Here is a 12,050-nt window from a genome sequence, read left to right as displayed (position 1 = left end):
GCTTCGTCGGGGGCGGGCACGGTGAGACTACCCGGTCATCGGTTCAGTTCCAGTCGGCGCCGACGGCGCGGCCGTGCGCGTCCGCCCGCTGCCCGAAGGCGGTGCTGCCCGCGTATCCGTCGTAGGAGTCGTAGCCGTCGTAGCCGTCGCCTTCGTCGAGGTCCTCGGGGACGAGGCTCCAGACGATGAGGTCGGTGCGGGTGTCGCTCCAGCCTCCGTCGGGCGTCTGCGTGCGCACTATCCACGCGTTGCGGAGGACGCCTTCGCTGATGCAGCCGATCTTCTGGGCCACCTGCTGGGAGGCGGTGTTGTCGGCGGCGGTGCGCAGTTCGAGGCGCTCGAACCCCTGGTCGCGGAAGAGCCATTGGGCGACGGCCAGGACGGACTCGCTGGCGTAGCCCTCGCCGCGGGCCCAGGGGGCGGTGACGTAACCGACCTCGGTGGCGCGGGTGCGCCAGTTGGTGTTCTGGAGGTGGACGATGCCGACGAGGCGCTGGGTGAGGAACTCGGTGACGGCGAAGACGATGCCGCGGCCCTCGGTGCGCTCGGCGTGGGAGTCGCGGGTGGCCCAGCCGTGTGCGTCGGCGTGGGTGTAGGGGTGCGCCACGGTGGTCCAGGCGGTGACGTACTCGTCGTTCATCATCTCGGTGAGCGCGGTGACGTCCTCTTCCTCGAAGGGGCGCAGCACCAGCCGGTCCGTGCTGATGGTGACGTCCGGGAAGGTGGTAGTCATGCGCAGCTCCATGCCTGAGAAACGTGGTGCGACCGTGGTGCGTTGCGACCGTGGTGAGGGACCGTCCGTGCGGCGCCGCCTCCACGGGTCGTAGGCCACAGCATGCAGCATCGACCGGGGGATGTGCAGGGCCGGGTTGCCCGGAAGCGGGCAGAGCTCGGCCCCGCGCGCCGTCAGGGGCGTGCGGGGCCGAGATTCCTGACTGCGGGGCCGCGCCCGGGGGCGGGCCGGCCCGCCGGGTCAGGAGGCCGGGGTGCCGAAGGCCGGGATGACCGAGCCCTGGTACTTCTCTTCGATGAACTTCTTGACCTCGTCGGAGTTCAGCAGCTTGGCGAGCTTCTGGATCCGCGGGTCGTTCTGGCTGCCTTCCTTGACCGCGAGGAAGTTGGCGTAGGGGTTGCCCTCGGCCTTCTCCAGGATCAGCGCGTCCTTGGCGGGCGACAGCTTGGCCTCGATGGCGTAGTTGCCGTTGATGACGGCGGCGTCCACGTCGTTCAGGGCGCGCGGGACCGTGGCGGCCTCCAGCTCCTTGAACTCCAGGCCCTTCTTGTCGGTGATGTCGGACAGCTTGGCGCTGGTGCCGACACCCTCCTTGAGGGTGATCAGGTTGTTCGCGGCGAGCAGCTGGAGCGCGCGGCCCTCGTTGGTGGTGTCGTTGGGGACGGCGATGGTCTGGCCGGCCTTGATGTCGGCTATCGCCTTGACCTTCTTGGAGTAGAGGCCGAGGGGCTCCAGGTGCACGTTCACGACGGGCACGATGTGCGTGTTGTTCTTCTTGTTGAAGTCGTCGAGGTACGGCTTGTGCTGGAAGAAGTTGCCGGCGACCTGGCCCTGCTCGGTGGCGGTGTTCGGCAGGACGTAGTCCGTGAACTCCTTGACGTCGAGCTTGAGGCCTTCCTTCGCCGCGAGGTTGTCCTTGACGAAGTTCAGTATGTCGGCGTGCGGGCTCGGGGAGGCCGCGATGACGAGCGGCTTGCTCTCGTCGGTCTTGCCGCCGTCGGCCTTGCTGGAGGACGGGTCCGAGGAGCTGCCGCAGGCGGTGAGGCCGAGGGCGAGCGCGGTGGCCGTGGCGGCGAGGGCGGTGAGCTTGATGTTCTTACGCACGAAGAGTGCCTTTCTTGCTGAACAAGTACCGAGGACTTGCTGGTGGTGGCCCAAGCACGACAAGTGCGGGCTCTGTGGGGTGGGAAAGCGGGGGGGCGGCCCGTGGGCCGGTCAGGCGGTGCGGCCGCGGCGGGCCAGGAGGCGGACCACGCCGTCGCCGACCAGCTGGATCACCGTGACGAGGACGATCAGGACCGCGACGGTGGCGACCATGAAGCCGGTCTCGAAGCGCTGGAAGCCGTACGTGATGGCCTTGGAGCCGAGTCCTTCGCCGCCGACGGCGCCGGCCATGGCGGAGTAGCCGACGAGGGTGATGACGGTGGTGGTGACGCCGGCGACCAGCGAGGGCAGGGCCTGGGGCAGGAGCACTTTGCCGACGAGGGTGGGGATGCCGCCGCCCATGGACTCGACGGCCTCGATCAGGCCGTGGTCCACCTCGCGGACGGCGGTCTCGACGAGCCGGGCGAAGAAGGGGACGGCGCCGATGGCCAGCGGGACGATCATGGCGGTGGGGCCGATGAAGGTGCCGACGACCGCGGTGGTGACCGGGATCAGGAAGATCAGCAGGATGATGAACGGCAGCGAGCGGCCTATGTTCACGATCACGCCGAGGACCTTGTTGAGCGGCTGGTTCTGCAGCAGGCCGCCCTTGTCGGTGAGCACCAGCAGGATGCCGATGGGCAGTCCGCCGAGCACGGTCACCAGGGTGGACCACAGCACCATGTAGAGGGTGTCGTAGGTGCCCTGGGTGAGCAGGGGCTGCATTTCGGACCAGGTCACTTCGCACCATCCTTGACCAGCGCGGCCAGTTCGTCGTCGATCTCGTCGGCCTCGTCGATCACGTCGACCTGCAGGCCCTGCTCGCGCAGGAAGCCCACCGGCACGACGTTGTCCTCGTAGCGGCCGGGCAGTTCGATGCGCATGCGGCCGATCAGCCGGCCTGCGACGGTGTCCATCGCGGCGCCGAGGATCGAGATGTCGATGTTGTACGTGCGCGAGAGCTGCGAGATGACCGGCTGGGCGGCGGCCTCGCCGTGGAAGGTGACGTCGACGACGGTGCGGTCGGGGCCGGTGGCCGCGCCGGTGACCGGGAAGAGCTCGCCCGCCAGCTCGGAGCCGGGGGTGGCGAGCAGTTCGGCGACGGTGCCGGACTCGACGATGCGGCCGTTCTTCATCAGGGCGGCCGAGTCGCAGACGGTCTTGACCACGTCCATCTCGTGCGTGATGAGCAGGACGGTGAGGCCGAGCTGCTGGTTGAGGTCGCGCAGCAGCTTGAGGATGGAGCGGGTGGTCTCGGGGTCCAGGGCGCTGGTGGCCTCGTCGGAGAGCAGCACCTTGGGGTCGCCGGCCAGGGCGCGGGCGATGCCGACGCGCTGCTTCTGGCCGCCGGAGAGCTGGGTGGGGTAGGCCTTGGCCTTGTCGGCGAGGCCGACCAGGTCGAGGAGTTCGAGTGCCTTGCGGGAGCGCTCGCGGCCGGAGACGCCGAGGATCTCCAGGGGCAGTTCGACGTTGGCCTGGACGGTGCGCGAGGACAGCAGGTTGAAGTGCTGGAAGACCATGCCGATGCGGCTGCGGGCCTCGCGGAGCTCCTTGCCGGCGCGGCGGCCGCGGCCGGCGAGCGCGGTGAGGTCGAGTCCGTCGACGCTCACGGTGCCGGTGGTGGGGCGCTCCAGCAGGTTCACGCAGCGGATCAGGGAGGATTTGCCGGCGCCGCTCTGGCCGATGACTCCGTACACCTCGCCCTCACGGACGTGGAGATCGACGCCGTCCAGGGCGGTGACCTCGCGGCCACGGGACTGGTAGACCTTCGTGAGGCCCGATGTGGTGATCACAGGATTTCCGTCGCTGTCGAGTGCACGGCGCAGCGGGGTGCCGGGCACGGGGCAAACATCTGGGGACGCGATACGGGACGAACCGTCAGAAAACGATGGCTTGGTCGCATGCGCGGGGCAGGAGTGAGCCGTGCTGTTCATCAGCGGGTGACGCACTGGCGCGGCTGGTCTCGCTTCGGGGCGCGAGGCTCAGGAAGGGGCCCTCAGAAGGCGCACATTCGACACATACAACGAGCACCGGGCGTCATCGTCGCCTCGGTCGCAAGGATGCGGCTGCTCGTCGTGGTCATGGGCCCAAGTAAAGCAGACCTCTCCCCTGACCGATCAACGACGTCCGCATAGCGGACGTATTCCGCCCGCATACCGGACAGCATCCCTGCGTACCGCTTGCCGCGCTCTCGCCCCTGACCTGCGCCGACGCGACCCACGCCCCCATGCGGCCGTACTGGTCCGGAGCCCTGCAGGAGGGGGTCCTTTGTGGTCAAGACCACGGTCCGCGCACCAGCCGCGGTCACCGGAGCGCGGGGCCGGCCGGAAGGGGCGCGCGCATCGGGTCTTTCGGCCCGTAATACCCTCGCTGCATGCTCGACGCCCTGACGGTCGCCATAGGCGTGGCCGCACTCGCCCTCGCCGCCTGGTGCGGCCACGCCGCATGGCGGGACCAGCCGACCAAGGACTGGCACTTCATCGGCATGGCCGTCGTGACGGTGCTGGTCCTGGCCCAGCTGGTGATCGGCCTGGTCAAGCTGGGCCAGGGCGAGAAGCCCGACGAGGGCACGGTGATCTTCGTGTCGTACCTGCTGGGTGCGTTCGCCGCGGTGCCGGCGGCGGGCATGCTCTCGCTGACCGAGCGGACCAAGTGGGGATCGGTGACGGTCGCCGCCGGCGCGGTCGTCCTGGCCGTCCTCGAAGTACGGCTCTACGACATCTGGGGAACCGCCGGTGCCTGACGCTGAGACGACGACCGCCACTCCCGCCGGGCGCAAGCGGCTGGTCTCCGGGCCCGGGCTGCTGCTGGTGTGGCTCTACGGCGTGATGGTGGTGGGCGCGGTCTCACGCTCCGCCTTCCAGATCTCCACCGAGTTCGGCAAGGCGCCGCTCGCGTACTCGCTGTCCGCCGTGGCGGCGCTGGCCTACGCCTTCATCACGTACTCGCTGGTGCGCGGCGGGGAGAGGGCCCGCAAGGCGGCGCTGGCCTGCTGCGCCGCCGAGCTGGCCGGCGTACTGGCGGTGGGCACCTGGACCCTCGTGGACCGCGACGCCTTCCCCGACACGACCGTGTGGTCGGCCTTCGGGATGGGGTACCTGTTCATCCCGGTGATCCTGCCGATCACCGGGATGCTCTGGCTGCGCACGAAGCGCTGAGCGAACGGGCGCCGAGGAGCGGGCGGCCGGCGCCGGACGGCTACGCGCTGACCGTGAAGTCGGTCGGGTCCTTGGCCTCCTTCTCCAGGATCACCAGCTGGACCCCGTCGGAGGCCGTGCGGCCGCCGACCTTGACGTAGCCGGCCTTGCGGTAGAGGCGCAGGTTCGACTCGCTCTTGTGCCCGGTGTGCAGGCGGAAGCGCGTGGTGGTGCCGGGGCTCGCGAGGGCCTCCTCGACCGCGCGCAGCAGGCGCGCGCCGAGTCCGTGGCCCTGCAGGCGCGGGTGGACGCACAGCTTGGCGATCTTGCCGGTGCCGTCCTCGTCCACGCTGCCGCGGACGGTGCCGACGATCTCGTCGCCGAGCCGGGCAACCAGGACCGTGTCCGCCGCCAGCTCTCCCTTGAGGGAGTCCAGGGACTGGGTGAGCGGCTGGATGAGGTAGTTGCCGTACAGCTCGGCCTCGCGCTGGAAGGCCAGGTACTGCAGTTTGAAGATCTGCTCAGCGTCCTCGGCAGCCGCCGCCGAAATGGTCACGCTCATGCCCATGTGCGCATGCCTCCAGCTCACCTGGTAGCCCGTTGGTCTACCGCTCCTTTCCCCGAAGGCCAGGAGCCGCAACCTCTGCAGCCAGCATTCTGCGCAGACATCCCAGGCAACGGGAACGGACGGGCCCCAAACTTCCTTGTGAGATACCCAACTCTCCTGCGATTTCACGGTAAGTGAGGTCTCTGGGCGAAAGAAATGCCTTCATCAGCTCGGGACAGCGTCCGGGCAACCGGGCGACCGCCGATCGGAGTGCGCGGTTCACCTCCCCGTGCAGAAGGGCGTCTTCCGGTTCGGCCCCCGCGGCCGGTTCGCGTCCGGCGGCCGGTTCACCACCCGCGCTCTCGCCGGCCGGCGGGCCGTCGTACGGGATCTCCCGGCGGGCCCGGCGACGGGCCAGGCGGGCCTCCGCGCGTACCGCCCGGCGCAGCCAGCGCGCCGGTTCCGCCGGCTCGGCGGGATCGGGGGCGCGCCGGCCGCTCTCCAGCAGCCTGACCCAGACGGCTTGTTCCAGGTCGGCCGCGTCGACTCCGGTGCCCGCGGCCTCCGCGGCCGCCTCCGCGGAGAGCAGCGGGCCGAGCTTCTCAAAGAGGTCAGCCTTCAGCAGGTCCATGCCGGGCGGGACGAGTGGGCCGGGCCCGGCGGTTTCCCCGCCGGGCCCGGCCCACTCGTACGGGAAGGTGCGCTCAGTCGTTGACGGGGCGTCGGCCCAGGCGGAAGGCCTCGGCCGCCAGCAGTCCGGTGTCCGGATTGTCGGTGAAGATTCCGTCGATGCCCTGTTCGAAGTACGTCCGGAAGGCGGCGAGGGCCTCGCCGTAGGCCGCCGGATCCGTGCCCTTGCGGTACTCGGCCGGCAGGAAGCTGTTCTCGTTGCGGGCGGTATAGGGGTGCAGCACCAGCCCGCGGGCGTGGGCGTCCTTCACCAGGGTGGTCGGCGCTCCGAGCCTGCCGTCCGCCGTGCGCGGGAGGATCAGGTCCATGGTCGGGCCGATGCCCTGGGCGAAGCCGGCGATCCACTTCAGTCCCTCGGGCTTGACCAGGTCGGCGACCGTCCGCGGGTCCTCGGCCTGTTCGAAGTCCCAGGGACGCGTGTGCGCCGCGGAGAGCAGCACCACGCGGGGCGCGGAGACCAGCCGGGAGAGCCGCTGGATGCTGGAGGGCTCGAAGGACTGGAGGAAGAGGGCGGCGCCGCGGCCGTCGCGCCCGTAGCGGCGCAGCAGCCTGGCGAGGGGCTCCTCCAGGCCGAGGCCGAGGCCCCGGAAGTAGCTCGGGTGCTTGGTCTCGACGTGCAGCCAGACCCTCTTGCCGCGCCGCTTGCCCTCGCGGTCGGCCCAGCGCAGCACCTCTTCGAAGGTGGGCACGGCCCACTGGCCGTCGTAGAGCGTGTTGCGCTGTCGGACGGCGGGGATGCGTTCCTTCGCGCGCAGGGTCTTCAGCTCGGCGAGGGTGAAGTCTTCGGTGAACCAGCCGGTGACGGAGACCCCGTCGACGGACTTGGTGGTGCGCCGGGCGGCGAACGCGGGGTGGTCGGCGACGTCGGTGGTGCCGCCGATCTCGTTCTCGTGGCGGCACACCAGGTGCCCGTCCTTCGTCGGGACGAGATCCTGCTCCACGACGTCGGCGCCCAGGTCGAGTGCCAGCTGGTAGGAGCCGAGCGTGTGCTCCGGCCGGTAGCCGCTGGCCCCGCGGTGGCCGATGACCGTCGGGTGCGGGAGGTCCCGGTGGCCTCCGTCGCCGTGCCCGCCGCTCGTGGCGGACGCCGGTCCCGCCGCGAGCCCGGTGATGCCGCCCCCGGCCGCCAGGACGGCCGCCCCCAGGACCGTGCGCCGCGCTGCCCCACCCTGTGTCATGAGTGCCACTCCTCGTCGTCGCGAAGGGCTGCCGCGTGCCGGGGATCTCCGATGTCCCGGCATTTCGGCGGCCCTGATCGGCGTGCCGATGGTAGGCAAAGAGGGGTGGCCGCAGGGGGTGCGGCGACGGCACATCCGGGGAACTTGGCGGAAACGTGTGTCAACACTGCGTATCCGACACGTGAACCCGATGTGCGCTCGGACCTGACCCGCGAGTATCGTCCTCACCTGCACCACCGCCGTGTGGTGAGTGCGAGAACCCCGCTTTTCGATGCCGGAGGGCCCACGTTGTTCCGTACGCGCCTCATCAAAGCCACTGTCGGACCGGTCATGCGCATGATGTTCCGCACCCGCGTGGAGGGCGTCGAGAACATCCCCGGCGACGGACCGGTGATCCTGGCGGGCAACCACCTCACCTTCATCGACTCCATGATCCTTCCGCTGGTCTGCGACCGTACGGTCCACTTCATCGGCAAGGACGAGTACGTGACGGGCAAGGGCATCAAGGGGCGCGCCATGGCCTGGTTCTTCACCGGGGCCGGCATGATCCCCGTCGACCGTGACGGGGCCAACGGCGGGGTCGCGGCCCTGATGACCGGCCGCCGGATCCTCGAAGAGGGCAAGATCTTCGGCATCTACCCCGAGGGCACCCGCTCCCCCGACGGGCGGCTCTACCGCGGCCGCACCGGCATCGCCCGCCTGACCCTGATGACCGGTGCCCCCGTGGTCCCGTTCGCCATGATCGGCACCGACAAGCTCCAGCCCGGAGGCGCCGGCATGCCGCGCCCGGGCCGCGTCACCGTCCGCTTCGGCGAGCCGATGGAGTTCTCCCGCTACGAGGGCATGGACCGCGACCGCTACGTGCTGCGCGCCGTCACCGACTCGGTGATGGCCGAGGTCATGCGGCTCTCGGGCCAGGAGTACGTAGACATGTACGCGACGAAGGCGAAGGCCGCGTAGTCCGTTCCTACTGACGCCTCAGTGACCGGCTGACGCCCGCCGCCGTGGTGGTGGCGAGGATCCATCCGGTCACGATCAGCAGGTACGAGAGCCACTGGTACCAGCCGCTCGGCGCGTAGGCGGACTCCTGCCCGAAGCCGATGATCGGCAGCATCAGGTCGATCGTGTAGAAGACCGCGTTGAAGTCGGGGGCCTCCCCCGTCTTCAGCGGCCGGGGCGGCGCCAGCCCGTAGGCGATCGTCCCGGTCAGCAGGAGCGCCAGCAGCCAGCCCGTGGCCCGCAGCGGCCGGAAGCCGTAGCCGACGGTGCCGTCCTGGAGCAGCCCCCAGAGCCGGGCGTGCCGGGGCAGGGTGCGCCGGTGCCGGCGCACCTTGGCGAGCAGCACCGTGCGGGCGCCCGCCTCGTCCCCCGCCGTACGGTAGGCCGCGGCGAGCTGTTCGTAGGCGTACGGGAGGTAGCCGGACTCCTCGCGCTCCAGGGCGGGCAGCCGCTCCTCGGCCGGGAGGTGCGGGCTCAGCGCCCGGTAGCTGAGCCCCGCGAGCAGAAGCGTGTCCGGCCAGGTCTCCGGCTCTATGTGCAGCAGGTCGAACTGGGAGCGGCGCAGGTTGACCGTGCCCTGGACGGTGTCGCAGCCCCGCAGCCAGACCTCGCCCGCCGTGCAGCTGCTGGCCCTCAGGGCCACGCCGCCGGGGTTGACGAGCTGGGCGTGGGCGAGGTTGAGCTGCCCGGGGATGCGGGATCCGGTGAAGGTGACCCTGCCCTCGGCGCGCATGCCCTTGGCCCGCAGGTCGGTGCCGACGGTCACGGTCTCGGCGTGCAGGGCGGTCCCGCCGGGGGCCAGGAGGCGGGCACCGTCGAGGTTGATCTGACCGCCGACGGTGGAGCCGTTGAGCCGCAGCTGGCCGTGCACGACCAGGTCGGAGGCGATGATGTCGGTGCCGATCTCGGCGTGGTTGAGCTGGAGCGGGGGTTCGTCGGCCTCTTCGCCGGTGAGCGGGCCGATCACGGCACCCTGGAGGAAGAGGCCGCCGGCTATCCTCGCGCCCGCCATCCTGACGGGTCCGGTGATGCGGCAGCAGTTGAGGCGGAACACCAGGTCGACGCGGACCGTGCCGGCGGTCAGGCCGGGCAGGGTGGAGTAGCCGAGCACCAGGGCCGGCAGCTGGGCCCCGTACAGCAGGGGCTTGCGCTCGAACCAGCAGTCACGCAGCCGGACCGCGTGGTCGATGACCGCGTAGCGCAGGTCGAGCTTGCCGACGATCCTCGCGCCCTTGACCTTCAGCCCGGCGACCTGGCCCGGCTCGGCGCGGCCGGCGCCCAGCAGCAGGGCCCGCAGGACCTCGGCCCGGACAGTGCGCTGCGGCCCCCAGCCGGCCCCGTCCACGGAGCTGTCGTCGGGGTGCTCGCGGAAGTCGACGCCCTCACCGCGCGGGAAGGCGTCCCAGATGCGGCGCTCGGCCGGGGTCAGGTCGTTGATCTCCATCGCCGGGATGGTGTCCCGCGGTTCGACGGACTGTCAACTCCGTTCGGGACAGCACCCCCTGGCGGGACGTCAGTGCTCGATGCCGTCCTGGAGCCGCTGGCCCTTCAGGAGGAACCAGGCGGCCGCGGCGGTGGCCAGCAGCACGGCCGCACCGACGCCGGAGGCGAGGCGCAGGCCGTCGACGAAAGCCTCCTGGGCAGCGCCCACCATCTGCGTGGCGGTGGCCGGGTCCAGTGACTTGGCGGCTTCGACCGCCCCGCCCAGGGATTCGTGCGCGGCGTCGGCCACCGGCCCGGTGGCGGCGGCCGGGGCGGTGAAGCCCTGGTAGACGCCGGTGACGATGGAGCCGAGCAGGGCGATGCCGAGGGCGGCGCCGAGTTCGTACGCGGTCTCGGAGACGGCGGAGGCCGAACCGGCCTGTTCCTTGGGCACGCTGGAGAGGATCACGTCGGCGGTGACGGTGAAGGAGAAGCCGGCGCCGAGGCCGACGACGAGCAGGGCCACGCCGAGCAGCGGGTAGCCGGTCTCCTTGTGGATCACGGTCAGGACGGCCAGGGCCAGGCCGATGGCGCCGAGGCCGCCGGCCACGATGGACCGTACGGAGTACTTGCGGGCGTAGTTGCCCGCGATGAGGCCGGTGACCACCGCGCCGAGGGCGGCGGGCAGTTCGGCGAGGCCGGCCTCCAGCGGACCGCGGCCCTGGACGAGCTGGAGGAACTGTGAGAGGAAGAAGACCAGTCCGGAGAGGCCGAAGACGGTGAGCAGGTCGGCGAGGACCGCGCCGGAGAAGCCGCGGTGCTTGAAGAGGCGCATGTCGAGCAGCGGGGACGGCAGGGTGAACTGGCGGCGGACGAAGGCGTACAGGGCGCCCGCGCCGAGCCCTGCGGTGGCGACGACCTCCCAGGTCAGGCCGTGGGTGGCGACTTCCTTGACGGCGTAGACCACGGCGATGACGCCGACCAGGGAGAGGCCGACGCTGACCAGGTCCCAGGGCCCGGCGACCGGGTTCTTGGACTCGGGCAGCAGCTTGATGCCGACGAGGACCAGGGCGATCATCACGGGCAGGTTGATGAGGAAGACCGAGCCCCACCAGAAGTGCTGGAGCAGGGCTCCGCCGACGACCGGGCCGACGGCCGCGCCGGCCGAGGCGGTGGCGCCCCAGATGCCGATCGCGAGGCTGCGCTCCTTGGGGTCGTGGAAGATGTTGCGGATCAGCGCGAGGGTGGAGGGCATCAGGGTCGCGCCCGCCACGCCGAGCAGGGCCCGGGCGACGATCATCATCTCGGGGCTGGTCGCGTAGGCGTTGAGGACCGAGACGGCACCGAATGCGGTGGCGCCGACGAGGAGCAGCTTCTTGCGGCCGATGCGGTCGCCGAGGCTGCCCATCGACACCAGGAGTCCGGCGATGACGAAGGAGTAGATGTCGCCTATCCACAGCAGCTGGGTGCCGGACGGCTTGAGGTCCTCGCTGAGGGAGGGGGTGGCGAGGCCGAGTACGGTGGCGTCCACCGCGACCAGCAGCACGGCCAGGACGAGCACGGAGAGCGCGAGCCAGCGCCCCTTGCTCTTCCCCTCCGTCCCCGTCTGCCTGCTCAGCTGTTCGGTACGGCTCATTTCTCCACGCTCCGTCTGGCGCCACCGAGCAGCAGCTCGATGATCATGTACTGAAAGTCCTTGGCGGCGACCCGCCCGTCCATGACGGCCCAGGCGCAGCTGCCGATGAGGCCGTAGAGGGCCTCGGTGAGCCAGGCCGGGCTCAGGTCGATCCGGATGTCGCCCTCTTCCTGGCCGCGCCGGAACAGGGCGGTGACGCGGGCGTCGAGCCGGGCCCATCCCTCGTGGATCTCTTCGCCTTCGAACAGCTGGTTCTCGGTCACGAGGAAGGCCAGCAGTTCGGCGTTGGGCTCGGCCTCCGCGACCAGGCGTCTGAGTGCCTCCACGGCCGTGCCCTCGTCGAGGCGGGCGTTGTCGAAAGCCACCTCGAACTCCCGGATGCCGAGTTCTTCGAGGGCCCGTACGAGGGCGTCCCGCCCGGCGAAGTGACGGTGGAGGGTCGCGCGTCCGATTCCTGCGGCGCGGGCGACCTCGTCCATCGTGGCGGTCGATTTGCGGGAGAGCAGGGCGGCGGCGTCGCGGAGCACCTGGTCACGATCCATGGCCATGAGACAAGCATACCCCG

At 70.6% G+C, this 12,050-nt stretch carries 13 protein-coding genes; 3 read left to right on the top strand and 10 right to left on the bottom strand.

Annotation, left to right across the window (positions count from 1 at the left end):
- Positions 1-43 precede the first annotated feature (43 nt).
- The 4 genes from PV721_RS12360 to PV721_RS12345 all read right to left on the bottom strand — a co-directional run bounded on the left by PV721_RS12360 (position 44) and on the right by PV721_RS12345 (position 3,669).
- Positions 44-733, bottom strand: a complete 690-nt coding sequence (locus tag PV721_RS12360; protein WP_319723292.1) for a GNAT family N-acetyltransferase — start codon at positions 731-733, stop codon at positions 44-46.
- Positions 734-973: 240 nt separating this feature from the next.
- Entirely contained in the window at positions 974-1,837 is an 864-nt protein-coding gene (locus PV721_RS12355; protein WP_319723290.1) for a MetQ/NlpA family ABC transporter substrate-binding protein, read from the bottom strand.
- A gap of 111 nt (positions 1,838-1,948) precedes the next feature.
- Positions 1,949-2,617 carry a methionine ABC transporter permease gene (locus PV721_RS12350; RefSeq protein WP_319723288.1) on the bottom strand — a complete coding sequence of 223 codons (669 nt, stop codon included), beginning with the start codon at positions 2,615-2,617 and terminating at the stop codon, positions 1,949-1,951.
- Positions 2,614-3,669, bottom strand: coding sequence for a methionine ABC transporter ATP-binding protein (locus PV721_RS12345; RefSeq protein WP_319723295.1), 1,056 nt, complete (start codon positions 3,667-3,669; stop codon positions 2,614-2,616). Before PV721_RS12345 ends, PV721_RS12350 begins: the two co-directional genes overlap by 4 nt.
- Before the next feature lie 581 nt (positions 3,670-4,250).
- Here PV721_RS12345 and PV721_RS12340 point away from each other — a divergent pair.
- Both PV721_RS12340 and PV721_RS12335 read left to right on the top strand, forming a co-directional pair.
- Positions 4,251-4,619, top strand: coding sequence for a hypothetical protein (locus PV721_RS12340; RefSeq protein ID WP_319723286.1), 369 nt, complete (start codon positions 4,251-4,253; stop codon positions 4,617-4,619).
- Positions 4,612-5,034 (top strand): hypothetical protein, encoded by a 423-nt coding sequence (locus tag PV721_RS12335; RefSeq protein ID WP_319723284.1) that lies wholly within the window; start codon positions 4,612-4,614, stop codon positions 5,032-5,034. The genes PV721_RS12340 and PV721_RS12335 overlap by 8 nt, the downstream gene beginning before the upstream one ends.
- Before the next feature lie 40 nt (positions 5,035-5,074).
- Here the strand turns inward: PV721_RS12335 and PV721_RS12330 are convergent, their stop codons facing one another.
- From PV721_RS12330 to PV721_RS12320, 3 genes are all read right to left on the bottom strand, one after another.
- On the bottom strand, positions 5,075-5,581 hold the full coding sequence (locus PV721_RS12330; protein ID WP_319723282.1) for a GNAT family N-acetyltransferase: 507 nt from the start codon (positions 5,579-5,581) through the stop codon (positions 5,075-5,077).
- Positions 5,582-5,618: 37 nt separating this feature from the next.
- On the bottom strand, positions 5,619-6,191 hold the full coding sequence (locus tag PV721_RS12325) for an RNA polymerase sigma factor (protein WP_319723280.1): 573 nt from the start codon (positions 6,189-6,191) through the stop codon (positions 5,619-5,621).
- A 73-nt stretch (positions 6,192-6,264) separates the two neighbouring features.
- Positions 6,265-7,428, bottom strand: a complete 1,164-nt coding sequence (locus PV721_RS12320) for a glycerophosphodiester phosphodiesterase (RefSeq protein ID WP_319723278.1) — start codon at positions 7,426-7,428, stop codon at positions 6,265-6,267.
- Between the two features lie 330 nt (positions 7,429-7,758).
- On the opposite strand from PV721_RS12320, the gene PV721_RS12315 reads away from it, so the two are divergent.
- On the top strand, positions 7,759-8,388 hold the full coding sequence (locus tag PV721_RS12315; protein WP_319723276.1) for a lysophospholipid acyltransferase family protein: 630 nt from the start codon (positions 7,759-7,761) through the stop codon (positions 8,386-8,388).
- Between the two features lie 7 nt (positions 8,389-8,395).
- On the opposite strand, the gene PV721_RS12310 is transcribed toward PV721_RS12315, so the two are convergent.
- From PV721_RS12310 to PV721_RS12300, 3 genes are all read right to left on the bottom strand, one after another.
- Positions 8,396-9,871, bottom strand: a complete 1,476-nt coding sequence (locus tag PV721_RS12310) for a membrane-associated oxidoreductase (protein WP_319723274.1) — start codon at positions 9,869-9,871, stop codon at positions 8,396-8,398.
- A gap of 69 nt (positions 9,872-9,940) precedes the next feature.
- Complete coding sequence (locus PV721_RS12305; RefSeq protein ID WP_319723273.1) at positions 9,941-11,485, bottom strand: MFS transporter; 1,545 nt, start codon at positions 11,483-11,485, stop codon at positions 9,941-9,943.
- Positions 11,482-12,033 carry a TetR/AcrR family transcriptional regulator gene (locus PV721_RS12300; RefSeq protein WP_319723271.1) on the bottom strand — a complete coding sequence of 184 codons (552 nt, stop codon included), beginning with the start codon at positions 12,031-12,033 and terminating at the stop codon, positions 11,482-11,484. The genes PV721_RS12305 and PV721_RS12300 overlap by 4 nt, the downstream gene beginning before the upstream one ends.
- Between the last annotated feature and the right edge of the window lie 17 nt (positions 12,034-12,050).

It is taken from the genome of Streptomyces sp. MB09-01, from assembly GCF_033794505.1.
Taxonomy (GTDB): Bacteria; Actinomycetota; Actinomycetes; order Streptomycetales; family Streptomycetaceae; genus Streptomyces.
This window is presented reverse-complemented; position numbering and strand designations above follow the sequence as displayed.

What these genes read in the sequence shown, in the direction of transcription:
- PV721_RS12340 (WP_319723286.1), top strand. Translation starts at nt 4,251, where the DNA reads ATGCTCGACGCCCTGACGGTCGCCATAGGCGTGGCCGCACTCGCCCTC.
- PV721_RS12300 (WP_319723271.1), bottom strand. Translation starts at nt 12,033, where the DNA reads ATGGCCATGGATCGTGACCAGGTGCTCCGCGACGCCGCCGCCCTGCTC.
- PV721_RS12330 (WP_319723282.1), bottom strand. Translation starts at nt 5,581, where the DNA reads ATGGGCATGAGCGTGACCATTTCGGCGGCGGCTGCCGAGGACGCTGAG.
- PV721_RS12360 (WP_319723292.1), bottom strand. Translation starts at nt 733, where the DNA reads ATGACTACCACCTTCCCGGACGTCACCATCAGCACGGACCGGCTGGTG.
- PV721_RS12320 (WP_319723278.1), bottom strand. Translation starts at nt 7,428, where the DNA reads ATGACACAGGGTGGGGCAGCGCGGCGCACGGTCCTGGGGGCGGCCGTC.
- PV721_RS12305 (WP_319723273.1), bottom strand. Translation starts at nt 11,485, where the DNA reads ATGAGCCGTACCGAACAGCTGAGCAGGCAGACGGGGACGGAGGGGAAG.
- PV721_RS12315 (WP_319723276.1), top strand. Translation starts at nt 7,759, where the DNA reads ATGCGCATGATGTTCCGCACCCGCGTGGAGGGCGTCGAGAACATCCCC.
- PV721_RS12325 (WP_319723280.1), bottom strand. Translation starts at nt 6,191, where the DNA reads ATGGACCTGCTGAAGGCTGACCTCTTTGAGAAGCTCGGCCCGCTGCTC.
- PV721_RS12310 (WP_319723274.1), bottom strand. Translation starts at nt 9,871, where the DNA reads ATGGAGATCAACGACCTGACCCCGGCCGAGCGCCGCATCTGGGACGCC.